Source organism: Vibrio sp. 661 (genome assembly GCF_033339315.1).
GTDB lineage: Bacteria > Pseudomonadota > Gammaproteobacteria > Enterobacterales > Vibrionaceae > Vibrio > Vibrio alginolyticus.
Window position 1 is genome coordinate 494,452 of record NZ_JAWOUJ010000002.1, and the last position, 25,420, is coordinate 519,871.

Here is a 25,420-nt window from a genome sequence, read left to right on the forward strand (position 1 = left end):
TCTGTATTGTTGGAAGACTTGTTGAGTCTCTAATTGACAGTGGCGCCACTTTCTATGTTGAAAAGCGTTTTAATTTCTTCCAGCACTTCTGGGTTAGCAATAGCACCAATGTTTTTTACAGCTTGTCCGTTTACCAATTGTTTCACTGCTAGCTCAACCAATTTGCCTGAGCGCGTTTTAGGAATATCACTGATGGCAAAAATTTGTCGTGGGACATGGCGCGGTGAACATTTTGTTTTCAATGTTTGGCGAATTGAATCGGTGAGTTGTTGGGTTAACTCGACGTTGTGAGCGAGTTTTACTAGTAACCAGATTTCTTCAGACTGCTGGTTTAACTTGCCGACAGCGATGGAGTCTTCAACCTCGGGTAACGCGTTCACTTGCTGGTAGATTTCAGCGGTACCGATTCGTACGCCGCCTGGATTTAAGGTTGCGTCACTACGGCCATAAAAAATAAAGCCGCCATGTTCGGTTTGCATCACATCGTCGCCATGGTGCCAGATATCGGTAAACTTGCTCCAATAAGCATTGTGATAACGTTCGCCGTTGTCGTGCCAGAAGCCAATAGGGAAGTTAGGTAGCGAGTTATTACAAGTCAGTTCGCCGCGTTTTTGCGTAATAGTATGTCCATCATCCTCTAGAACACGTGCGTCGATTCCCAGCCCTGAGCCTTGGCATTCACCTTTGTAAACTGGTGAAATAGGGTTTCCAAGTACAAAGCATCCGCAAATATCTGTGCCGCCAGCGATAGAAGCGAGATGCAAGTCGTGCTTGATGTGCTGATAGACATAATTAAATTGTTCTGGGTAAAGCACTGAACCAGTTGAGCACAGAGTTTTGAGTGACTTCAAGTTATGTTCTAGTTTTGGAGAGCAGTTCGCATGCTCCAGTGCCTCTAAGTATTTCGCTGAAGTACCAAACAGCGACACGTTATGTTCTTCTGCTAATCGCCATAAGACGGAGTGATCAGGATAAACCGGACTACCGTCGTAAATCACTAAGGTTGCTCCACTCGCAAGAGCGGAAACATGCCAGTTCCACATCATCCAACCACATGTTGTGTAGTAGAAAACCTTGTCTTGAGATTTGATGTCGCAATGCAGTTGATGTTCTTTGAGGTGATTGAGCAAGGTACCGCCTGCGGAATGGACAATACACTTAGGTTGACCTGTTGTACCAGAAGAATACAAAATGAATAACGGGTCATTAAACAGCGTTGGTTGATATTGAATTGATTGTGGAGAAAAGTGGTGAGTAATATCGGACCAAGAAACAAACTCAGAAGTGCTAGCACTCTCAGCGTTTTGTAAATATTCGATTTGGCATACGCTAATAGTAGTCTCTTCGGAGGCACTGCTTAACTTACTACTAAGAGTGGTGTTCTTGTCCGTCATATCGAAAGCTTTGCCTCCGAACTGGTAGCCATCACAGCAAAAAAGAACTTTCGGCTTGACCTGACCAAAACGCTCTACGACGCTATCGATACCAAAATCAGGAGAGGTTGAAGTCCAAATGGCACCAAGACTGGTGGTGGCCAGCATGGCAATAACGGTTTCAGGAAGGTAGGGCAAATAACCCGCAACGACATCGCCTTTACCGACACCACAATTGAGTAGCCATTGTTGAATGGCAGAAACTTGTTCAAGCAACTGTTTACCGGTGAGTTGTCGGTGTTCACCGCTTTCATTGCTAAAAACAATAAACTCACGCTCTGGTGATTGTCCAGCCTGAGATAGGAGGTTCTCTGCGTAGTTCAGCGTGGCGTCAGCAAACCATACTGTGTCTCTATTTACATGATGATGATTAGAACCTGTTAGTGTCCATTTTGGACTGCCAAGGCTCTTGATTTGCGAACCCATATCTCCGATTACGTTGCAAAACTGCCAAGTATGCCGCCAAAATTCATCATTGTGCTCAATGGACCACTGGTGTAGAGACGTGTAATTGTTGATTACGGTACCTTCGGCTTTGTCTTTATTAACCTTTTCGATGAACCGTAATAAGTTGCTATTGCTGACGCGCTCAGCAGATGGTGACCAAATAGGTGCAGATTTTGGCATAGGTCCCTCTAATTTCAATTCTTTTGAATATGACCAAAAACAAAATAAAGGGGCGAACATAGCAGTGTTCGCCCCTTATCTGATCGTTTAAAGTTGTTCGGCAAGCTGAGGTAGTACCTCAAATAAATCACCAACCAATCCATAGTCGGCAACTTCAAAGATAGGAGATTCTGGATCTTTGTTGATCGCGACAATCACTTTGGATTCCTTCATTCCTGCAAGATGCTGGATGGCACCGGAAATCCCAACCGCTATATAAAGCTTAGGTGCAACGATTTTACCGGTTTGACCCACTTGTAAGTCGTTGGCAACAAACCCGGCATCAACCGCCGCGCGAGAAGCGCCAATGGCAGCACCTAGTTTATCGGCAACTTGTTCGATCAACGCGAAGTTCTCTTTGCTACCGACCCCGCGTCCACCTGACACAACCACCTCTGCCGCGCTTAATTCAGGACGTTCTGACACGGTTTTATCGACAGAAACCAATTCAACCATTGGAGCTGAGATAGTGACCTGCTGATGCTTAATATCAGCTTGGTTGTGACAAGTAACCGGCTCAAACGCAGACGTGCGCACGGTGACGACGCGAACCTTGTCGCTGGTAGTCACTTTGGCAAATGCGTTTCCTGCGTAAATAGGGCGGATAAAAGTGTTTTCATCGATAACTTGGACAATATCGGAAATTTGCCCAACGCCGAACTTCGCTGCTACTCGAGGTGCAAGGTCTTTCCCTTTTGATGATGAGCTAGCCCAGATTGCGTCAAAACCTTCAGCAATACTCACTACAATAGGTGCGATACTCTCGGCAAATTGATGCTTAAGTTGCTCATCATCGACACAAATTACGTTTGATATACCATCAACGCGACAAGCTTGCTGAGCGACTTCTTCACACTGGTGGCCCACTACGATCAAAACATTGTCTTGGCTGACTTGTTTTGCTGCATTAACCACTTTGAGTGTGTCCGCATGCAATTGGTTATTGTCATGCTCTGCTATGATTAAGTTCTTCATGAAATCACCTTCGCTTCGTTACGCAGCTTATCGAGAAGCTCTGAGACAGATTCAACCTTGATGCCACCTTTTCTTTGCGCTGGCGGTGTGATTTCTTGAATGGTTTGGCTAAATACCACTTCAACACCCAGACTGTCAGGTGTGATGGTATCTAACGGCTTGCGCTTAGCTTTCATGATATTAGGCAAAGAGGCAAAACGCGGTTCATTCAGGCGTAAGTCAGTACTGATCACCGCAGGTAAGTTCATCGCGACCGTCATCAAGCCGCCGTCCACTTCTCTCACGACCTGAACTTTTTGATCTTCAATCTTCACGTCGGAAGCGAAAGTTGCTTGAGGCCAGTCAAGTAGGGCGGCCAGCATCTGAGCCACTTGGTTGTTGTCCGTATCAATGGATTGTTTACCCGTAATCACAAGCTGTGCTTGTTCTTGCTCAACTAGAGCTTTGAGCAGCTTAGCAACAACTAATGGCTCTATTTTGTCTTCAGTATCGACATGAATAGCGCGATCGGCGCCTAATGCAAGCGCGGTACGTAGTTGCTCCTGACACTGGCTACCGCCAGCACTGACAACGATGACTTCATCTGCAATACCTTGCTCCTTTAGTCGTACGGCTTCTTCAACGGCTATTTCGCAAAATGGATTAATCGTCATCTTGACGTTATTGGTTTCAACATCGCTATGGTCCGCTTTCACGCGAACTTTAACGTAGGGATCAATGACCCTTTTGATTGGCACTAGTATTTTCACGTTAGATTCCTTTTACAGTGAAGACTATGTGTTTACAGTGGAGACGATGTGATGACGTCTTTAAAATGATGTTAATTTACCTTTACGTTTGCGTCAACTTTAAATATATTGTTGGTTAACAAGTTGGCAACATGCAAAGAAAAAGGAATGCAATCATGGAAAGAGACTGCATGGAATTTGATGTTCTGATTGTAGGCGCTGGTCCCGCAGGTTTGTCTGCGGCATGCCGAATCAAACAATTAGCAGCAGAAAAAAAACAAGACCTCTCTGTTTGCGTGGTAGAAAAAGGTTCTGAAGTTGGAGCGCATATTTTATCGGGTGCGGTGTTTGAAACGCGGAGTTTGGATGAGCTTTTTCCCGACTGGGAAGAGAAAGGCGCTCCGCTCAATACCAAAGTAAACCAAGATAAAACCTACTATCTAGGCAATGACATCAATGGTCATGAACTGCCTTCTTGGGCGGTGCCTAATACGTTACATAACAAAGGTAATTACATCATAAGTTTGGGCAGTCTATGCCGATGGATGGCGTTGCAGGCTGAGAACTTGGGGGTGGAGGTCTACCCAGGTTTTACCGCCAGTCAAGCGATCATCGATGAAGATAGTCGTGTTTGTGGCGTGATCACGGGCGATATGGGATTAGATAAAAATGGTGAACAAAAAGGAAATTTCGAACCTGGTATTGAACTACGAGCGAAGTTTACTTTATTTGCTGAAGGCGCACGGGGGCATATTGGTAAGCAGTTGATTAACCGATTTAATCTTGCTGAAGAGAAAACGCCTCAACACTACGCTATCGGTTTTAAAGAGCTGTGGGAAATCCCATCAGAGCAGCATCAGCAAGGTTTAGTAGTGCACGGATTAGGTTGGCCGTTATCAAATGAAGCTACAGGTGGCAGTTATCTCTACCATTTAGAGGGAAACCAAGTTGCCGTCGGGTTGATTGTTGACTTGAATTATAAGAATCCGCACTTGAGTCCATTTGATGAGTTTCAACGTTTTAAACACCACCCGTTGATTGAGCAATACCTCAAAAATGGGAAGCGTATTAGCTATGGCGCGAGAGCGATCACCAAGGGCGGCTTTCATTCGCTTCCCACGCAGCAGTTTGCTGGTGGCTTGTTAATTGGCTGTGATGCAGGAACACTTAACGGCGCTAAAATCAAAGGCACACACACCGCAATGAAATCTGGCATGCTTGCCGCTGAAGCAGTATGTGAAGCCCTTGAGAGTCAGTCAGTTACTGCTGATTATCAAAAGCATTTCAAACAGTCTTGGCTGTATGAAGAGCTTTATCAAGCACGTAACTTCTCAAGTGGTATTCACCGCTTTGGATCGTGGCTGGGCGGTGGTTTAGCGCTGCTGGAACATAACGTATTAAAAGGCAAAGCTAAGTGGCATATCCGCTGTGATAAGCCTGATCATCAGTCTCTGTTATTGGCGGAAAACAGCAATGAAATTGTCTATCCGAAGCCTGATGGCGTGTTAAGTTTCGATCGCCTCTCTTCTGTTTATCTATCCAATATCTTCCATGAGGAAGATCAACCATGCCACTTACGACTGGAGAACCAGCGGATTCCTATTGAGCAGAACCTTGAATTATATGCAGAGCCAGCACAGCGCTATTGTCCGGCTGGCGTGTATGAAATCGTACAGGGGGAGCAGCAGCCAGAGCTGCAAATAAATGCGGCCAACTGTATCCACTGTAAGACCTGCGACATCAAAGATCCAAGTCAAAATATTACCTGGACTCCACCAGAAGGTGGTGGTGGTCCGAACTATCCAAATATGTAAGCGTTTGAGAATAATTTTTATTAACAATTTATTTACTTAAAGTTTGCGTTAGTTCAAATCTTTCTCGATGAACTCGATTGCAACTTAATCTTTCAGGCACTATTCTGATTTTAAATTGACGTTTACGTAAACTGAATACAAAGTTGATGCATAGGTGTAAAAGCGGTTACCAGTATCAAAGTTAGGTTTGATCAAAATAGTGCTCAATGGAACGCACTTAAAATAACGAAAGGGAGATCAACTATGGTATCGGAATCGCCTCTGTTGCAGGTAAACGATATTTCATTGGCTTTTGGTGGGGTGAAAGCTTTAACTGACGTGAGCTTCCATGTGAATGAAAAGGAAATTTTTTCAATCATTGGTCCAAACGGTGCAGGTAAAACCTCAATGCTCAATTGCATCTCTGGTCGATACACACCAAACAAAGGCTCTGTAATCTTCGCTGGAGATGACGTAACTAAACGTACACCAAGCCAACGAGCTGAGTTAGGGCTGGGAAGAACCTTCCAAAACTTAGCGCTCTTTTCTCATATGTCGGTACTGGACAACATCATGGTTGGCCGACACCACCTACTGAAAAATAACTTCGTCACGGGGCCACTCTATTGGTTCTCCAATGCGCAGAAAGAAGAGATGGCGCACCGCAAATATGTGGAAGACGTGATCGATTTTCTAGAAATCCAGCACATCCGAAAAGCGACTGCAGGCACCCTATCTTACGGCTTACGTAAGCGTGTAGAGCTTGCTCGTGCCATTGCCTTAAAACCTAAGTTACTGCTGCTTGATGAACCAATGGCAGGTATGAACTTGGAAGAAAAGGAAGACATGGCACGTTACATCATGGATCTGAATGAAGAATTAGATATCACGATCATCATGATTGAGCACGACATGGGCGTGGTCATGGACATCTCTAATCGCGTTTTGGTTTTGGATTTCGGGAAACACATTGCTACGGGTGAGCCTGAAGAAGTGATGGCCAACCCACATGTGAAGCAAGCGTACTTAGGCGAAGAGCTACCGACATTAGAGGAGAGTGCATAATGGCACAGCAACATAATGATTGGGCAGATATAACCCGCTTAGATACCTTTCCAAAAGTGTTGCAACACAATGCCAAGAACTGGCCCGAACAAGTCGCAATGCGTGAAAAGGAGTTTGGTATATGGCGAGAGTTCACTTGGAAGGATTATGAAAACCGCGTCAAGTGGATGGCACTGGCACTACGAGATTTGGGTATTGGTGAGCAAGATGTCGTTGGTTTGCTAGGTGATAACCGCCCTGAATGGGTATGGGGCGAGTTAGCGGCACATGCGATCAAAGGTTTCTCGCTGGGCATCTATCAAGATTCTATGCACGAAGAGGTGGCGTACCTTATCAACTATGCAAAAGCAAAAGTCGTGATTGCCGAAGATGAAGAGCAATGCGACAAGCTGCTTGAGCTTGGTGATGAAATTCCTAGCGTTGAATACATTATTTACTGCGATCCTCGTGGAATGCGTAAATACGATGATCCAAGATTAATTGATGTTGAACAGGTCTACAAAAAAGGTCAGCTGATTGATAAAGCGGACCCAGACAAATATCTCAATATGGTTGTTGAAACCAAAGGCAGCGATCTTTCAATTCTTTGTACTACGTCGGGTACGACTTCTAAACCAAAATTGGCTCAGCTACACAGTGGCACGTTCTTGGATCACTGTGCGGCTTACTTGCGTGCAGACCCTCGTTCCCCAGGCGACAACTACGTTTCTGTTCTGCCTTTGCCTTGGATTATGGAGCAGGTTTACGTGGTTGGTCAGGCGTTGATTTCTCGTCAAATCGTTAACTTTGTGGAAGAACAAGAAACCATGATGTCCGACTTGCGTGAAATCGGTCCAAACTTTGTGCTGTTAGCGCCACGTGTGTGGGAAAACATTGTGGCAGACGTGTCTGCACGAATGATGGATTCGACACCGTTTAAGCAAAAGATGTACAAACTGGGCATGAGCTTAGCCAACAAAGCGCTGGAGCAGGGTAAACGCTCTAAGTTGGCTGAATGGATTCTTCTGCGTGCTCTGCGTGACCGTTTAGGGTTTTCGAACCTGACATCTGCGGCAACCGGCGGTGCGGCGATGGGACCGGATACTTTCCGTTACCTACAAGCTATTGGTGTGCCACTTAAGCAGCTTTATGGTCAGACCGAAATGTGTGGCGCATACACCGTGCACCAAGCGGATGATGTGGATTACGATTCCGTTGGTGTTGCGTTTGATAATGCAGAAGTGAAAGTCATCAACCCGGACAGCAATGGCGTTGGTGAAATCATCGCGAAAAGTACAGGCATGTTTACTGGCTACTTAAACAACCAAGCAGCATATGATGAAGATGTTCAAGATGGTTGGATGCACACAGGCGATGCGGGCTATTTTAAAGATTCCGGTCACTTGGTGGTGATTGATCGTCTGAAAGATATGTCGGAAACCAGCCATGGCGACCGTTATTCGCCACAGTTTATCGAAAACAAACTCAAGTTCTCGCCGTTTATTGCAGAAGCCGTGGTGGTAGGTAAAGGTCGACCTTGGCTGTCTGCCATCATCTGTATTCGCTATGCGATCGTCGCGAAGTGGGCAGAGCAACGCGGCTTGGCATTTACCAACTACACCAACTTATCTGCTCAACCAGAAGTGTACCAAGCGATTCGTGAAGAAGTTCAAAAAGTGAACGAATCCCTACCGGATGCACAGAAGATCAGCAAATTCATTCTACTTTACAAAGAGCTGGATGCCGACGATGGAGAGCTAACTCGCACACGTAAAGTACGCCGTGGTGTGGTTGCAGAGAAATACGGAGACATCATCGAAACCATCTACAGCGACGATCCAAAAGTCGATGTCGATACAGTGATCACTTATCAAGATGGCACCAAAACACGCATTCAAACGTCGCTAGTTATTGAAACGCTTATTGAGCATGAGCCAACACTAGTGGATAGCGAACAACGGAGGATCGCATAGTGAATACGGATTTATTACTGCAACTCGTCATTAATGGCGTGATCGTTGGCATGTTGTATGGCGTTGTCGCCATGTGCTTTGTATTGATTTACAAATCGACCCAGGTGGTCAACTTTGCTCAGGGTGAGTTCCTGTTGATTGGCGCATGGGTATGTTGGGCGGCATTGGTACACCTACAGTTACCGTTTTTTATAGGCTTTTTACTCACGCTCGCGTTCATGATGATTTTTGGTATCGCCGTGCAAACCATTGTGCTCAGACCGTTGATTGGTGAACCGATTATCTCTGTGATCATGGTGACCATTGGTCTATCGATGTTTTTCCAAGCGCTGATGAAGTGGATATTCGGTGTCTCTGCTGTGTCGTACCCGCAAGTGTTCGAAACCAACGTGGTGAATATCGGAGGTTTGAATGTTGAGTTTGCTTACATTCTGAGCTTGATCTTCTCAATGCTCATCATGGGCGCGTTCTACTGGTTCTTCAAATTCAGCAAAATGGGTCTGGCAATGCGCGCAACGGCATTCAACCAGCAAGTAGCCCAGAGTCTTGGCATTTCCATCAAGAAAGTGTTCGCCATCAGTTGGGCCATTTCGGCAATGGTATCTGCAACAGCAGGGATTGTTATCGGTATCGTTAACGGCGTATCTGACGCGCTATCCATTATTGGTATCAAAGTTTTCCCAGCCGTTATTTTAGGTGGCTTAGATTCGGTAGTCGGCGCAATTGTCGGTGGTATCACCATCGGGGTGCTAGAAAACTTGGCTGAGTTTTTTGATAGCCAATACCTGCAAGTGGGTAACCTGTACAACATCGCACCATTCTATGTGCTGTTAATCATTCTTGCCTTCAAGCCATATGGCCTGTTTGGTACCAAAGATATTGAGCGTATTTAAGGAGAAATAACATGGCTCAACTTAGCATGCGCCCATGTGGGGATTTTCGAACCACATACAAAAGCGATACGCCAATTTTTGAAACCAAAACCATCAGAAGCCTTGCGATTGCTGGTGTCATCGCCATGCTGGCAGCACCGCTGGTCTTGGATATTTACTTCCTAAACCTGTTTATTCAGATTGCATACCTCGGTATCGCGGCATTGGGCTTAAACATTTTGGTTGGTTTTACCGGACAAATCTCGCTAGGTCACGGTGCGTTCTTTGGCTTTGGCGCCTTTGCATCGGCTTGGCTAAATAACCAGTTTAACATTCCAGTCGTGTTTGCGATTCCGCTTGCGGGTTACTTAACCATGATTGTGGGGATGCTGTTTGGTCTGCCAGCGGCTCGAATTAAAGGTTTATATCTAGCTATCGCAACGTTGGCGGCGCAGTTTATTCTAGAGGACTTCTTTGCTCGCGCAGATTGGTTCAGTGGCGGCTCATACGGTGCAAGCGCGAACCCAATTAATTTGTTTGGCTTTGAGTTTACGACTGACGAAAGCTTCTTCTACATCGCTCTGTTTGCGCTGATCTTCATGTATATGTGGGCATCAAACTTAATCCGTTCTCGTGACGGTCGCGCGTTTGTCTCAGTACGAGATCACTATCTGTCAGCAGAGATCATGGGCATCAACCTAACCAAGTATCGTCTGCTCTCATTTGGAGTGTGTGCATTCTATGCAGGCATCGGGGGCGCACTCTACGGACATTATCTAGGGTTTGTATCAGCAGAAGGCTTCACCATCATGATGTCTATCCAGTTTTTGGCCATGATCATCATTGGTGGCTTAGGCTCAGTCAAAGGTACGCTGATGGGGACGATATTTATCGTACTGCTGCCTGAAGTTTTAGAGTTTGGCGTAACGGGGCTTTCAGCGTTTGGTGATACCACCGCTTTCACTGATGGTCTGGCTTACTTCAAAGAAATGGCGATTGGTCTAGTCATCATGCTGTTCCTCATTTTCGAACCTCAAGGATTATCGCATCGCTGGCAACAGATTCGAGCATATTGGAAACACTATCCGTTCTCATATTAACGTGGAATTAAGTGGAATATACCTCAATAACAAGGACAACGAGTTATGAATAAAGGACATTTAGCGACAACGTTGGTGCTGTCATCTGCACTGTTTACTACCGCAACTTGGGCAAAAGATTCTGTGTTTGTCGGGCAATTAGTCGACTTTTCTGGACCAACTGCCTATGTGAGCAAGCCTTATGGTTCTGGCGTGCGAGACGCATTGCGTTGGATTAACCAAAACGGTGGCATTAACGGTACCGAGCTCGAATTTGAAACAGTAGACATGGCGTACAAAGTACCAGTGGCGATTTCTAACTATAAACGTTGGGTGGCGCGTAAAGACATGGTTGCGCTGCAAGGTTGGGGTACGGCGGATACCGAAGCACTTATTTCGTTTGTCACCAAAGACAAAGTGCCGGTGTTCTCTGCTTCTTACTCTGGTCACTTAACTGACCCAACCGGTAAAAACCCAAAAACCGCGAAACCAGCGCCTTATAACTTCTTTTATGGTGCGTCGTACTCAGATGCGTGCCGTGCGCTAGTTAAGTGGGCGAAAGAAGATTGGGAATCTAAGGGCAATCAAGGTGCGCCGAAATTTACGCACATTGGCGATAACCATCCATTCCCGAATGCGCCAAAAGAAGCGTGTGCAGAGTACGCCAAAGAGCTTGGTTTTGATGTGCAAAACCCAGTCGTTGTGTCACTAAAACCAGGGGACTTCAAAGCGCAATGTTTGTCGCTGAAAGAGTCAGGCACCAACTACGGTTACATTGCTAATATCGGTAGCTCGGTTATCTCACTAGTGAAGTCTTGTAACACGGTTGGGACAGAGTTCCAGTACATGGCAAACATTTGGGGCGGCGACAAGCCAGTGCTTGAAGCAGCAGGCGATGGCCTTAAAGATTACGTTTTCCCAGGTATGACGGCGTTTTGGGGAGACGATAACGAAGGCATGAAGCTGGTTCGTGAGATTTCTAAGCAGTCTGAATCAGAGCCGGGCGAATTCAGAACTCACCATTACATTCGCGGTATTTGTTCTGCGTTCTATATGAAAGAAGCGATGGAGTGGGCGAAAGACAACGGTGGTATCACAGGTGAAAACATCAAGAAGGGCATGTATGTCCATGACAACTGGGTACCACAAGGCTTAGAAGGTGTTTGTGTCCCTGCGAACTGGAAACCGGAAGATCACCGAGGCACAACAACCGTGAACGTCTTTATGGGCAACAACGATGGCGGCGCAGTTGATATTAAGAAAGTATCTCAGGTGACATTGTCACGTCGTGACGATTGGCTAGGTTACTAATCTACGACTTATTAATAACAAAGCTTACTGAAAATAAGGATGGGTGAGAGAACACTCTCACCCTAGCAAGGAGTAGCTTGATGGCTGAATTAGCAACGAATATCGAACCGGCAGAAATACTGCTTTCAGTGAACAACATTGAAGTCGTCTACGACGAAGTAATACTAGTACTTCGCGGTGTGAGTTTAGAAGTTCCAAAAGGGCAGATTGTGACCTTACTGGGCGCCAACGGTGCGGGTAAATCCACAACGTTGAAAGCCATTTCTGGTTTATTGAAAACCGAAGATGGTGAAGTGACGCGCGGCGAAATCAACTTCATGGGCGAGCGTATAGACAACAAAAGCCCGGAAGAGATCGTCCGTTCGGGCATCTTCCAAGTTATGGAAGGGCGCCGAATTGTTGAAGATATGACGGTAATAGAAAATCTTCGCTTAGGCGCTTATACACGCACTGACAACGAAGTTGAACAAGACATCGAAATGGTGTTTGACTATTTCCCGCGACTCAAAGAGCGCACTGGCCTGGCGGGCTATTTGTCTGGCGGTGAGCAACAAATGTTAGCGATTGGCCGAGCGTTAATGGCTCGACCGAAGATGATTTTGTTGGACGAACCGTCTATGGGGCTTTCTCCACTGCTAGTTAAAGAAGTATTCAGCATTATTAACAAGATCAACAAAGAGCAAGGTATTACCATGCTTTTGGTTGAACAGAATGCCAACTTCGCTCTTCAAGCGGCCGATTACGGTTACATCATGGAATCAGGCAAAATCGTACTAGATGGCAGCAAGCACGAATTGCTAAACAATGAAGACGTAAAAGAATTCTACCTTGGCGGCGGCGATGAAGATCGCAAGAGCTTTAAGAATCTGAAATCTTACAAACGTCGTAAGCGTTGGTTGTAAGGAGCAAGGATGAACGAACTATTTGATGCGAAAGAATCGTTGTCTCTACAGGCGCGAGAAGAGTCGCTGTTTCAACGTTTGCCAGCGCTGATTGAGAATTCGAAAGCCAATAGCGAACATTACGCAGCGCATTTTTCTGAGTTAGAGCCTACATTGGCAAACAATCGTGAAGGGCTTGCTCAGTTCCCGATTACACGTAAGTTCAATGTACCAAATCAGCAGCAACTTAAACCGCCGTTTGGTGGCTTAAATAGCGTTGCCATTGGTCAAATGGCGCGTGTTTTTCAGTCTCCTGGGCCTTTATATGAGGCTCAAACGGATGAGGCCGATTTCTGGCGTATGGGGCGCGCGTTTCACGCTGCTGGGTTCTGTGCGGGTGATTTAGTGCATAACACGCTCTCTTACCATTTCTCTCCTGGCGGATTTATTATGGATGGTGGCGCAAGGGCTTGTGGCTGTGCGGTATTTCCGGCTGGAGTAGGCAATACCGAAGCGCAAATAGAGGCAATTAAACAGCTTCAACCTAATGGTTACACTGGTACACCTTCGTATTTGCTGACGTTGCTACAAAAGTACCAAGAGAAATACAATGAGCTGCCTAGCTTTGAGAAAGCTCTGGTCTCTGGTGAAGCGGTTACAGCAGACATGCAACAGATGTTTGAGGAAAAAGGCATTGCAGTCTTTCAAGCCTACGCAAGTGCAGAGCTTGGTTTGATTGCTTATCAAGTGTCTGGTGAACAAGGATTAGTGATTGCCGAAGATATCATTGTTGAAATCGTTGATCCTGATGGTGTTCCTGTACAACCGGGAGAAGTCGGTGAAGTCGTTGTAACGTCGCTCGATGAGAAGTTCCCGCTGATTCGCTACGCAACGGGAGATTTATCGGCATATCTAGAGATTAGTTCTGATTCTTCACGCACGAATGCACGAATTAAGGGCTGGATGGGACGAGCAGACTCCGCGGTGAAAGTAAAAGGGCTGTTTGTTTATCCGCATCAGATCCAAGAAGTCTGTCGTCGCCACGATATTAAAGGCTCCTTGAAAATTGAGCGCGATGGCTTCAACGATGCCATTACTTTCTGTTGTCATGATGTGCATGTATCAGCAGAGGATATTCAAGCAACACTACAGTCAGTCACTAAACTGAAAGGCAATGTCCAGTTTGTACCGAACCAAGCGGAGCAGCCGTTAATCAATGATCTTCGCAGTTAACTCATTTGTGGCATAAGTGCAGTAGAAAGTGGTTGTCATTAAAAACTAACAACGTCAGACAAAAGGCTAGAAAAGGGATACCACATTGCGCTGCGTATCCCTTTATTTTTTACTACCGCAATAAGGGAGCGGGTAAATGAAACAGGCACCAATGATTAACACACAATTCTGGGATGATTTGTTTATCCGAGGCACTATGCCTTGGGATGCCCAATCGACACCTCAAGAACTCAAGGACTATCTCGACAATTCACTTCATGTAGGCCAGTCAGTGTTTATTCCTGGGTGTGGTGCCGCTTATGAACTGAGCACTTTTATTCAATATGGGCATGACGTGATCGCGATGGATTACAGCCAAGAAGCGGTAAAAATGGCGCAATCAACGTTAGGTAACTACAAAGATAAAGTCGTATTGGGTGATGTATTTAATGCCGATTTTTCTCACTCGTTTGATGTCATTTACGAGCGGGCCTTTCTCGCAGCACTACCGAGAGACATGTGGTCAGAATATTTCTCTATGGTGGATAAATTGCTGCCAAGAGACGGTTTGTTAATTGGTTATTTCGTTATAGATGATGATTACCACTCTCGCTTCCCTCCATTTTGTTTGCGAAGTGGGGAGTTGGCAGCTTTTCTAGAGCCCACGTTTGAACTTGTGAAGTCCTCAGTGGTGGCAAACAGTGTTGAGGTTTTTAAAGGCAGAGAGCAATGGATGGTGTGGCAGAAACGTTAGTCGTCACTGAGACTTCTTTAGAAAGTATTCGCGGAAACTGTCTGGTTCTTTGTGAATCGCTGATACATAAGTCTTCACTCTATGCCTGATGGAATGCTCACATAGTTTGTCGGTTTGTGTGAAACATTAATTTCTCGTTGCTGGTTTAAGTTGTTGAGATATCTCTAACAGCGGTCGAGTGGTTGAGTTTATTGCTGGCACGGGTTGTGTGCTCAGAGCGTAAAGCGACAGATCAGCATCGATCCGAAAGGTAGTAGAACGTCTCTCACTGATCTGTCTATTTCATGCTTATACTATTTTAGGTTGACCATCTGATGCGGTGGCACCGCCGTCTACAGGTAGGTTTACGCCATTAATGAAAGATGCGTCATCACTTGCCAAGAAAGTCACGACAGACGCAATTTCTTCAGGTTCGGCTGCTCGGCCAAGCGCAATGCGCTCATTGAATTTATCGCGGATGTCCTGCGGCCAGCCGTTTGTCATGTTGGTTTTTACTAAACTTGGGCATACGGCGTTAATTCTTACCCCATCCGCACCATGGTCCAATGCCATCGCTCGGGTAAGGTTCACCACTGCACCTTTACTCGCGCAATAGAATGCGGCACCCCAGTCACCACCCAAACCGGAAACGGACGCGGTATTTACCATACAACCTTTCGTTTTTAAGAGTTCAGGCAAAGCAAACTTCGCGCAATAAACAACACCATCAATGTTTACACCAGAGATCTTCTTCCAGTCTTTCACACTACCTTCAATCACGGAACCAGGGACATGTACGCCAGCATTGTTTACTAAAATATCCAGTTTACCGAAACGGGTAACAACATCAGAAATCAGTGCTGCGACTTTTTCTGGTTCAGAAACATCAATGGAATGCGCAGACACACGCTGTTTATCAAAGCCCTCAACGGCGTTTGCCAACTGCTCTTCATTCCAATCGGCAAGAGCGACGTTTGCGCCTTCTTCATACAAACGTTTTGCGATGGCCAAACCAATACCATTGGCAGAACCAGTGACGAGTGCGACTTTATTTTTTAATCCTCTCATGCGATTTCTCCTTCGAAACTTACAAAAACGGGATCTTGATTTTTCTCGGTGCGCGGCAACATCAGTTTGTCGTTGTCGCTGTAATCTACTGGGATAGCCACCACTGCTGGTCCTTCAACGTCCATGGCTTTATTCAATGTCGGTAGCAATTCGTGTTGACTAGTCACTGCGAAGCCTTTCGCGCCAAATGATTCGGCGTACGCCTTGAAATCAATTGGTCCAAATTTCACACCAGAGCAGCGCTGATATTTGTTGATCTCTTGCATTTCTACCATGTTGTAGGCGTTATCAACCCACACAATATGGACGATATTGCAGTTCAGTCTAACCGCGGTTTCTAACTCCATGCTCGATTGCATAAAACCGCCGTCTCCTGATATCGATACCACTTTGCTACCAGGTTTTAGTAGGCTGGCACCAATGGCCCATGGCAGTGCAACGCCCATCGTTTGTTGGCCGTTAGACACCAGCATTTGGCGAGCTCGAAAACAGCTTAAGTAACGAGCGATCCAGATGTGGAAGCTCCCCATATCAAGGCATAGCGTGGTATCTGGTGTGATGATAGATTGCATGGCTTTAATTAGCGCCAGTGGATGAAATCCTTGCTTGTGATAGACATTGGGATAGGTCTTGATCACTTGCCGTTGCAGTGCTACCTCTTCCAGTACTGAAAGTGCCGTTGGGGAAAGGCGAGCATATTCAGAGATATAGCTGCCCATCTTGTCTAATGACTGCGCAATGTTTCCGACGATTTCAACACAAGGTTGATAATTAAGTTGGTATTCTGCTGGTTCAATATCGAGGTGAATCACTGGGTTGCGGTGGCTGTTCCAAAGCTCAGGGTCATACTCTATTGGGCTAAAGCCGATGGTGAGAATTAAATCGGCGTCCCGCAGTAAAACATCGCCAGGTTGGTTATTAAACAAACCGACACGCCCAGCAAAGTGATGATAGTAATTGATGTCTACCGTGCCGGCGGCCTGGTAAGTGCCGACAACGGGTAGCTGCGTATTTTGAAGAAATCGGGCGATAGCAGCAGCGTTTTGACTGCGGCTCGCGTGAAGGCCAAGTAAAACCACACAGCGCTTTGCTTTACTGATTCGATTGACCGATTCTTCGATTGCTGCGATGTCTGCGCAACCAGGCTGTGTGTAAGGCGAGGGGACAATAATGTCCGTTTGGGTTTGCTCGGATAAAACATCTTGGGGGAGACTCAAAAAGCAAGCCCCAGGACGACCTGACTCTGCGATACGAAATGCGTTCGCCATGATCTCGCTTGCGGCGTCCACATGCTGCACTTCAGCACTGAACTTGGTTATAGAGCGAAAAATACTGACGGTATCCATGCTCTGGTGTGTTTGTTTTTGCTGGTCAGTTCGTTTCACCGTACCACCGATAGCAATCAGCGGATCGCCTTCGGAGTTTGCTGTTGCAACCCCCGTAACTAGATTTCCACAGCCAGGGCCTGACGTAACCATCGTGACGCCTGCTTTGCCGGTTAGTCTTCCCATAACGCCCGCCATAAATGCGCCGTTAGCCTCGTGACGTACAGGAATCATTTGGATGTTAGTGTCTTCAATCGCATCGAACAGTCGATCGATTTTTGCACCGGGAATACCGAATATGTACTTAATGCCGAGAGACTCTAGCTGTTGAGCGATCAACTGAGCTCCATTTTTATTTGAAGGTTTGGATTGCATTTGTTGTCCTTATTATTTGCCTGACTTTGTTACTTTTCCGCCTTTTCTATGGCGGTATTTATATCTTCCGGAGCCAAATTGGCGCTGAGAAAGTCTGTCGATACTGGGGTATCAATCACTAGCCGTGAGACTTTGCCAATCTGGAGAAATCCTGACGAAATGCTGTAATCCTGGATATGACCACCTCCTTGGCGGTCATCGGTAATAAAATGTTCGTGATAGCCGGGTACATTGATGCCAGTCGTATATTTAGGACTGCGAAAGCCGGCGACCACGCCTTGCTTATGCGTGAAGCGGAATGTTGGTTGTTCTTTGACCACTTCAAGCATTGGTCGATAAGGGCGCGTTTGTTTAGGTACGGTACGAGTACGAACTGAATCGAAAACGCCATCAATGCGCACTGCGCAAAATAGGTTATCGCTTGGAACCATGTCGTCTATGAGGCTATGGACTTCATGACGTGACATGCGTGATGTCAGTGGCAGCTCGATATCAGGCTTAAAAAAAGTCATGACAGCAAAGGGCGTTTTTTGCGCTAGGTCTGCCGGGTTTGCGGAGCCATCCGACTTGAGTTGAAAAACTTCCTTATCAAAAGCAATCAACTCACCGTCCAATTCATTGAACGTACCTAAACCAAAATCCCCATGTTTCAGCAGTTCTTCTATGGTTGTTGAGCCTTCGTAAACACCAGCGATTAAAGCGCTCATTAACGAAGTCTGATAAATCTCACCATCTCCGGTAACGTGATGGTATTCAGAAAATTCTTTCGCTACTTCAAGCGAACAAGCACATAGAGGGTTATAAAATCCACGCATGAGTAAGACCAGTTATGCAATGAAGAGTATATTTAGATTGACTTCTACACGGTGCTAAATCCAATATAAAAAAGATTTATTTTGATATGGAAAATATATGGAATTTCGCTACCTGAAGTATTTTGTCGCGGTCGCCGAGACTCGTCACTTTACCCGAGCAGCTGAACAGCTAGGGATTGCGCAACCTCCTTTGAGTCAACAAATCAAAAAGCTAGAGCACGAGCTTGGCGTGGACTTATTTAAGCGCTTGTCTAGAGGAGTAGAACTGACCCATGCAGGGCAAGTCTTTTATTTGGATGCGGTAAATATTCTTGCTGATGTGGAACGCGCTAAAGCAAAAGCCCGACAGATTGCCCGTGGTGAAAATACGCAGGTTAAAATTGGGTTCGCGACGTCAACATCAACCTGCATTAAGGTATTGGAGAGGATTGGGCGTATTCAAGAGAATGGGGTTCATTTACAGACGGCGGAACTGTCAATGCCAGAGCTTGCCGCTCAGTTAAAAAGCAAACAACTTGATCTCGCAATCATGCGGCTACCCTGCTACGCCAGTGAGCCTTTTGAACACAAGGTGTTGTTTAACGACCCGTTTGTCGCAGTGATTCCGGCGGGGCACGAACTGGCAAAATATCCCTGTATCCAGATGAAACAGTTGAGAGGCCATAAAATTTTACTGTTTCCACGAGAGACGGGCCCCGCATTGTTTGATGGCATGAGCACACTTTTTGCCGACGCAGGAGTAAGGCTCGAACCACAGTTCGCAGCACCGCAACTTCGTACGACGATTGCCATGGCGCAGGCCGGGTTAGGTATTGCTCTCGTTCCGCGCTCACTGGCTGAACATCTCGATGATTCCGCGACAGTCGCCGAGATTGAGGATATCCCTCTCACTAGTCGTGTTGTTGTTGCTTGGGAGGCATCTAATCTCAATAAACAAGCGTTAAAAGTAGCCATGCACATCGGTCATGTTGAGGCTCTGCTTTAGGCCAAATCATTAGCTCAACACCGCTTGATAAAAAGGCTTCGTTTTATAAACGTTTTTGTTCTTTGGTGATCCAAATACGATATACACTTAATAAGTTGTATCATATTTTCATTGTGATTTGTTTCACGTTAGAGCTGTTTAAATAGATATTATTTTATCAATATTTACTGTATGACCCATCAATAATCATAGAATTTTAAATTCCAGTTAGACTTGAATGTATTGAGAGAGTAAAAGTTAACTCAGTTTCATATGTCAGCCAGCTGGAAGGAATTGAAAGTGTTAGATACAAGTGTCCAAGAGACATTAATTAACGGCATTGAATTAGATATTGATATTACTCCGACTTTTTCACTTGCTGCTCAGCAAAACTCTTATCCAATAATTAAGTCTATCCGAGTGAGTTACCCTAAAAAAGAGGAACAAGAATCCCCCACATATCGGTCGCTTGTTCTTAAACTCGAAGGAGTTGAAGGCTGGCTAGATGAAACATCATGGCATATTGATCGCTTAGAGCCTGGTGAGGTAGTAAGTTTAAAAGTAAAAGAGTTACAGTTTCCCTTTGATAAGCTGTTTGGGTTAACTGAAGAAGTAAAACTATCTTTGTTTTTTAAATTGATGAGTGACGATGGAGAGGTACTCAAAGAGTGTAAAGTTCCTCTTGATGTTCTGCCTGCTGATTATTGGGGCGGAGAGATCCGTCAACCAGCTCTGTTAGGTGCATTTGTCAAGCCCAACGGTGTATATGTTGAATCTCTTATTCACAAGGTTACACAAGTTCTTGAAAAAGGTGGCTATGGGCGCTCTGTCGATGGCTATCAGTCGAATACACGTGAAAAGCCGTACCTAATGATCGCAGCTTTGTGGAACGTAATTTTTCAAGAAAAGCTAGCTTATGTAAGCCCGCCTAAGGGGTTTGCGAAATTGGGTCAGCGCGTTAGGCTGCCTTCTGATATTAGTAATTCCAGAATGGCGGCTTGTTTGGATTTGTCTGTGTTGTTTGCTAGTTGTATCGAAGCAATGGGTTTGAATCCTGTCGTGGCAATCACGGAAGGTCATGCTTTTGCGGGTGCTTGGCTTATTGATGAAAGATTACCTATCTTAACAAATGATGACCCTCAGGATGTAAGAAAACGGATAGATAACCGTGATCTAGTGTTGTTTGAAACGACTTTAGTTACTAGTGACTCTCCAATTACTTTTGAGCAGTCGAGAGAGCATGCTCGAGAATTGCTATCAGAAGAACATGAAAAACAGTTTGTGATGGTCATTGATATTGCTCAAGCGAGAGCGCAAGCGATAAAACCACTCTCAACCGTAGAAGCTACACGAGAAGAAAAAACGTCAGAAGATACTTCAGTTGAGCTGATGTTACCTGTTGTTCCACCTTTACCCCCTGTGCGAAAAGAAGAACAAGTTATAGAGGAAACTCCAGAAACTAGGATCGATACTTGGTCACGCAAGCTTCTTGATTTAACAAAGAAAAATAGCCTTATTAACTTTAGTGACCGAGCCATTGCGATCAAATTATATTGTCCTGATATTGCTGCGATCGAAGATATGTTGGCAGATGGCGTAAAATTTAAGTTTCAGTCTGCACAGGAAAGTCCTTACTTTGACTCTGAGCGCGATAACGAATTGTTTCGTCTTCAGTCCGGGTCTGAGCTCCATCGAAGCTACGCGTTCAATCAAATTCAGAATAAGATTCTGATTGCTAATCAGTCACCTAATCGATTAGAGCGAAACTCTATAGAGTTGTTCCGAAAAGCAAAAAATGATCTGGAAGAGGGTGGTTCGAATACGCTTTTTCTAGCGCTTGGCTTTTTGAAATGGAAAGAGAACCCAGAAGATACAAGAAGTTATAAAGCTCCTCTATTATTAATTCCCGTAAAGCTTACCCGTCGTAGTGCTCGTGCGTCTGTTTACGTCGAGCAACTTCAAGAAGAAGAACCAATTTTTAATCTTACTCTTATTGAGTTTCTGCAATCCGAGCATGATATCAACCTAAGTGAATTTCGAGATGAATTACCGATGGATGATAGTGGTATAGATGTACCTTATGTATGGCACAGAGTAAGAGACGCCGTTAAGGAACAAGCTGGTTTTGAGTTAGTGGAAGAGCTAGTTTTAGGTTCTTTCTCTTTCGCTAAATATCTGATGTGGAAAGATCTTAAAGATCGGTTAGATGATCTCAAGGAAAATTTATTTGTTAAGCATTTAGTTGATAACCCTAGGGACCCATACCCCCAAGAGAGCTCGTTTATCGAACGAGAAGAAATTGATGAGAAATTAGATCCTGCCTCGATTTATACTCCTTTGAACTGCGACAGTTCTCAGTTGGTTGCAGTGGATGCTTCTGCTCGTTCACAAGATTTCGTTCTGGAAGGGCCTCCAGGAACCGGAAAGTCAGAGACTATCGCTAATATCATTGCTCATAATATCGGGCTCGGGCGAAAAGTACTCTTTGTCGCGGAGAAAATGGCTGCACTGAATGTGGTATATCGCCGTTTACAGAAAGTAGGTTTGGATCATCTTTGCTTGGAACTACATAGCAATAAAGCGAACAAACGAGCAGTTCTTGAACAATTAAATAAGGCATGGCAGAAAAGAGAGGGTTTAAGCTCTGAGGAATGGGAAGCGAATATTATAGAGCTCAAGTCGAGGAGAGATGAGCTTAACAATTATGTTCGTGCTTTACATGGAAAATCGGCATTTAGAATCTCAGCCAGAGACGCTATCTCTACCGTTGCATTAAATGGTGAAACCTTAAAAGTCAAGCTAGATTGGCTCCCTGACATAACAGCAGCTCCTATTTCTACAAAAGAGGATTTAGTTAGGATTAAAGAGTTAGTCGGGAGGCTAGCACTAGCATTCTCTGATATTAAGGGCTTGAACATCAACGCATTTATGCCAGTTTTTGCTACTGAGTGGTCGAATGTTTGGCAGTCTAATTTACTTGCTGTTATTGATGACTGGTTAAAAAACTACGATGTTTTAATAGATTGGACACAACAGGTTCAATCGAGTTTTTCACTTACCTCGATACGCCAAACGCTTAAAAATGTTGAAGCACTAGAAAGTGCTTATGAGTTGGCAATGATCGCAACGTTTGAAGATATTGCATTCGCTGTAGATTCTGGTTCAAAAGAACGAATTGCAGCCATTCAAGAGTTGTCGGTATTAAAAGCAGATTACGACCAGCAGCTTAAAGACATATCGCATGGCGTGACTAGCGACAACTTGTCTAAGTTACCCACAGAGAGATGGCTACAATTGGCTGAAGAAGCTAAAACAAGTTGGTTTAAAGCAATATTTCGCAAGCGTAAGATAAATCGCGAAGCGAAAGAGTTTGGTCTGTCTCAAATTGAAGATTTGTTACTTCTTGAAAAAATTGCGACGGTTCAGAAGCTCAAGAGCTCAATAGAAGAACATATCAACATTATTGGGGACTACTCGGTCTGGAAAGGTTGGGATACGTCTCACGAAATATTAGAAAGCACTGCAGTAACAGGAAAAAAAATTCGTGAGATTGTATCTAACCTAGTTAGCTTGACTGATGAACCCTCTGAAATATTGATTGCGATAAGAAAATGGTTTGTAGATGGGAGAGAGTTTTTAGAAGAGTCGAAAGTATATTCAAGCCTAAATAACTTTTCCAAGGCGGTAAAAGAATTCAAAAACTCGAATTCGATTGTTGCGGAACTTGGAGTCAGTATACCCGAGCAAGCTGAACTTGAATCACTATATCGGAATTTTAATGATATAAAGACTCAGTCAAACAAGTTGAAAAACTGGTGTGAGTGGCAATCAGTCAAGCAGAAGGCGTATGACAATAAGCTTGATGTAATGGTTAAAGCTCTGGAATCAGGAGTAAGTAACCCTGAAGAGTTAAATGAGCAATTTCGAGTTGCTTTTTCTTATTGGCTCGCCCCACTTCTTATTGATGCCAGCGATGAGCTTCGAAAGTTCAAAGCTTCAACGCATGAACAAACAATAAAAGAGTTTCAAGTGGTAGACGAACGTGTTGCTAAGATTACAAGCGATTACGTGGTTGCACTTGCTTCGAAGAGTGCTCCTACACAACAATCTATGGAGCAGAGTTCGAAACAATTTGGTGTATTAGCTAAAGAGCTTCAGAAAAAAACTCGGCATATACCAATCCGAAGTTTGATTAGCGAGCTAGGTCATTCGTTATTGGATTTGTGTCCATGTTTAATGATGTCACCATTGTCCGTTGCTCAGTTTTTGCCCTCTGATTTCAGAGGATTTGACTTGGTTGTTTTTGACGAAGCATCACAAATGACCACTTGGGATTCGGTAGGTGCTATAGCGAGAGGGAAAAACGCAATCATTGTCGGTGATCCAAAACAGATGCCCCCAACAAACTTTTTCTCTGCTCGAGGGAATTCGGATGATCCAGATGAAGAAGATCTAGAGTCTATTCTTGACCAAGCGCTTGCTGCGAGGTTACCGCTTAAAAGGTTGATGGGACATTATCGAAGTAGGCATGAAACCCTTATTGCTTTTTCAAATAATAAATATTATGAAAATTCATTAGTAACTTATCCTTCTTCAGAAACAAAAGATTCAGCAGTTTCTTTGCATCGAGTTAATGGAATTTATGCTAAAGGAGCGGGTCGCAACAATACGGCTGAAGCAAAAGCAGTCGTAAATGAAATTGTTCGAAGATTACTGGATAAATATGAACAAGATAAGTCTATAGGTGTAGTAACTTTAAATACTGATCAGCAAAGAACGATTGAAGATCTGTTAGACGACGCAAGAAGACAAAACCCTGCTATCGAAAAATACTTTCAAGAGGGGTCAGGAAGAGATCCTGTTTTTGTTAAGAACCTAGAGTCAGTTCAGGGTGATGAGAGAGACGTAATCATGCTCAGTCTCGCGTATGGTCCTACGGAGCCAGGAGCCAAAACGATGAGTATGAATTTTGGGCCACTCAACAAAAGCGGGGGAGAGCGCCGCTTAAATGTTGCGATTACTCGCGCAACCACGGAGGTTGTTGTCTTTAGTAGTTTTGACTCTTCAATGATTGATTTAAGCAGAACGAACTCGGTTGCCGTTGAGCACTTAAAACACTTCCTTGAATTTGCAGAAAAGGGGCCAATTGCTTTATCTGAGATTGCTTCTGCAGAGCATGGAGTCGATCAATTTGATAGTGATTTTGAAGAAGCGGTAGCTCAAGCTTTAAGAATTAAAGGTTGGAAAATACAAACACAAGTAGGAGTAAGTAAGTTTAGAGTTGATCTCGGAGTACTTCATCCAGACAAGCCTGGCAAGTACATAGCTGGTGTTGAGTGTGATGGGGCTACGTACCACTCTTCTCCTGCAGCCCGAGATAGAGATCGGGTAAGACAGATAGTTTTGGAAGGTCTAGGATGGAATATTGTTAGGTTATGGTCGACGGATTACTTTATTGATCCTGAATATGCAATTGAAAACATTGACTCAAAACTTAGAGAAATACTTGAAGTGGAAAGGGAGCGAGACATACTGCTAGAAGCAGAAGCAGAAGCAGAGGGAAAAGTAGTGTTAGCGAGAGGTCCTTCAACTTTAAACTCAGGCACAGGTTTTTGTCTTGAACAAACGGGGAGCTCTGGTAAAGAATTTGATGAAATCGAGAACGCTTCATCGATTACATTGGATGCCGCAAATTATTTTAAACCTGAATACGTTGATAGGCTCACTCAACTTGCTACAGATATCCTTATCGAACGCCCTGGTATTACACTGCATGCACTTACCCTCGAAATAGCCAACCTACATGGCTTAACACGTACAAGCAAAAAGCAACTCGAGTATATGAGAAAAATACTTGATACTTTCGCTGGTATCAAAGAGAGCGATGGGTACTCTCCAACACTCTGGGTTTCGCCGAGTAATATGGTCGATTTGATTGAGTGGCGGGGTGTAGAGGCATTCGGTTATGAACGAAAGTGGAATGAGCTGTCGTATGAGGAGGCTTTGGGGCTTGCTAAGTTTGCGATTCAGAAGAACTCAGAAGCGCCAATAGATGTTATTTGCGATGAGTTAAATATTAAGAGACGTCATGAGACATCCTTGAACCAATTTGCTATTTGGCTAAAAACCGTTAATGAATTTGACGATCAGAAATAGCTAATACATATGCTTGT

17 protein-coding genes are annotated in these 25,420 nt (G+C 44.7%); 11 read left to right on the forward strand and 6 right to left on the reverse strand.

From position 1 onward, the window contains the following. Nucleotides 1-29: 29 nt before the first annotated feature. From R7P69_RS06405 to R7P69_RS06415, 3 genes are all read right to left on the reverse strand, one after another. Nucleotides 30-2,060: an acetoacetate--CoA ligase gene (locus R7P69_RS06405; RefSeq protein ID WP_238855093.1), complete on the reverse strand. Its 2,031-nt coding sequence runs from the start codon at nt 2,058-2,060 to the stop codon at nt 30-32. An 87-nt stretch (nt 2,061-2,147) separates the two neighbouring features. Further along, nucleotides 2,148-3,074 carry an electron transfer flavoprotein subunit alpha/FixB family protein gene (locus R7P69_RS06410; RefSeq protein ID WP_213972704.1) on the reverse strand — a complete coding sequence of 309 codons (927 nt, stop codon included), beginning with the start codon at nt 3,072-3,074 and terminating at the stop codon, nt 2,148-2,150. Then, nucleotides 3,071-3,823: an electron transfer flavoprotein subunit beta/FixA family protein gene (locus R7P69_RS06415; RefSeq protein WP_042523555.1), complete on the reverse strand. Its 753-nt coding sequence runs from the start codon at nt 3,821-3,823 to the stop codon at nt 3,071-3,073. The genes R7P69_RS06410 and R7P69_RS06415 overlap by 4 nt, the downstream gene beginning before the upstream one ends. Before the next feature lie 155 nt (nt 3,824-3,978). Here R7P69_RS06415 and R7P69_RS06420 point away from each other — a divergent pair, with 155 nt between their 5' ends. The 9 genes from R7P69_RS06420 to R7P69_RS06460 all read left to right on the forward strand — a co-directional run bounded on the left by R7P69_RS06420 (nt 3,979) and on the right by R7P69_RS06460 (nt 14,721). Beyond that, nucleotides 3,979-5,616, forward strand: a complete 1,638-nt coding sequence (locus R7P69_RS06420; RefSeq protein WP_115386574.1) for an electron transfer flavoprotein-ubiquinone oxidoreductase — start codon at nt 3,979-3,981, stop codon at nt 5,614-5,616. Between the two features lie 243 nt (nt 5,617-5,859). Further along, complete coding sequence (locus R7P69_RS06425; protein ID WP_005373297.1) at nt 5,860-6,660, forward strand: ABC transporter ATP-binding protein; 801 nt, start codon at nt 5,860-5,862, stop codon at nt 6,658-6,660. Beyond that, nucleotides 6,660-8,612 (forward strand): long-chain fatty acid--CoA ligase, encoded by a 1,953-nt coding sequence (locus tag R7P69_RS06430; protein WP_005373296.1) that lies wholly within the window; start codon nt 6,660-6,662, stop codon nt 8,610-8,612. The genes R7P69_RS06425 and R7P69_RS06430 overlap by 1 nt, the downstream gene beginning before the upstream one ends. After that, complete coding sequence (locus R7P69_RS06435) at nt 8,612-9,505, forward strand: branched-chain amino acid ABC transporter permease (RefSeq protein WP_005373295.1); 894 nt, start codon at nt 8,612-8,614, stop codon at nt 9,503-9,505. The genes R7P69_RS06430 and R7P69_RS06435 overlap by 1 nt, the downstream gene beginning before the upstream one ends. An 11-nt stretch (nt 9,506-9,516) precedes the next feature. Next, the gene (locus R7P69_RS06440; RefSeq protein WP_005382737.1) at nt 9,517-10,584 is read left to right on the forward strand and encodes a branched-chain amino acid ABC transporter permease; all 1,068 of its coding nucleotides are present in this window, start codon (nt 9,517-9,519) and stop codon (nt 10,582-10,584) included. A gap of 45 nt (nt 10,585-10,629) precedes the next feature. Next, complete coding sequence (locus tag R7P69_RS06445; protein ID WP_005373285.1) at nt 10,630-11,874, forward strand: ABC transporter substrate-binding protein; 1,245 nt, start codon at nt 10,630-10,632, stop codon at nt 11,872-11,874. An 80-nt stretch (nt 11,875-11,954) separates the two neighbouring features. After that, nucleotides 11,955-12,776 carry an ABC transporter ATP-binding protein gene (locus R7P69_RS06450; RefSeq protein ID WP_005373283.1) on the forward strand — a complete coding sequence of 274 codons (822 nt, stop codon included), beginning with the start codon at nt 11,955-11,957 and terminating at the stop codon, nt 12,774-12,776. Between the two features lie 9 nt (nt 12,777-12,785). After that, nucleotides 12,786-13,988, forward strand: coding sequence for a phenylacetate--CoA ligase family protein (locus tag R7P69_RS06455; RefSeq protein ID WP_062731037.1), 1,203 nt, complete (start codon nt 12,786-12,788; stop codon nt 13,986-13,988). A 136-nt stretch (nt 13,989-14,124) separates the two neighbouring features. After that, complete coding sequence (locus tag R7P69_RS06460) at nt 14,125-14,721, forward strand: methyltransferase domain-containing protein (protein ID WP_062731036.1); 597 nt, start codon at nt 14,125-14,127, stop codon at nt 14,719-14,721. Between the two features lie 288 nt (nt 14,722-15,009). On the opposite strand, the gene R7P69_RS06465 is transcribed toward R7P69_RS06460, so the two are convergent. Genes R7P69_RS06465 through budA form a run of 3 tightly spaced genes read right to left on the reverse strand, consistent with a single transcriptional unit; the run spans nt 15,010 to nt 18,283 of the window. Next, on the reverse strand, nt 15,010-15,768 hold the full coding sequence (locus R7P69_RS06465; protein ID WP_053307586.1) for an SDR family NAD(P)-dependent oxidoreductase: 759 nt from the start codon (nt 15,766-15,768) through the stop codon (nt 15,010-15,012). Beyond that, nucleotides 15,765-17,468: an acetolactate synthase AlsS gene (alsS, locus tag R7P69_RS06470; protein WP_318121525.1), complete on the reverse strand. Its 1,704-nt coding sequence runs from the start codon at nt 17,466-17,468 to the stop codon at nt 15,765-15,767. The genes R7P69_RS06465 and alsS overlap by 4 nt, the downstream gene beginning before the upstream one ends. Before the next feature lie 29 nt (nt 17,469-17,497). Then, nucleotides 17,498-18,283, reverse strand: coding sequence for an acetolactate decarboxylase (gene budA, locus R7P69_RS06475; protein WP_005392587.1), 786 nt, complete (start codon nt 18,281-18,283; stop codon nt 17,498-17,500). A gap of 97 nt (nt 18,284-18,380) precedes the next feature. On the opposite strand from budA, the gene R7P69_RS06480 reads away from it, so the two are divergent. Beyond that, nucleotides 18,381-19,268 carry a LysR family transcriptional regulator gene (locus R7P69_RS06480; protein WP_062731034.1) on the forward strand — a complete coding sequence of 296 codons (888 nt, stop codon included), beginning with the start codon at nt 18,381-18,383 and terminating at the stop codon, nt 19,266-19,268. A 279-nt stretch (nt 19,269-19,547) separates the two neighbouring features. After that, entirely contained in the window at nt 19,548-25,403 is a 5,856-nt protein-coding gene (locus R7P69_RS06485; RefSeq protein WP_318121527.1) for a DUF4011 domain-containing protein, read from the forward strand. The last annotated feature ends 17 nt before the right edge of the window (nt 25,404-25,420 follow it).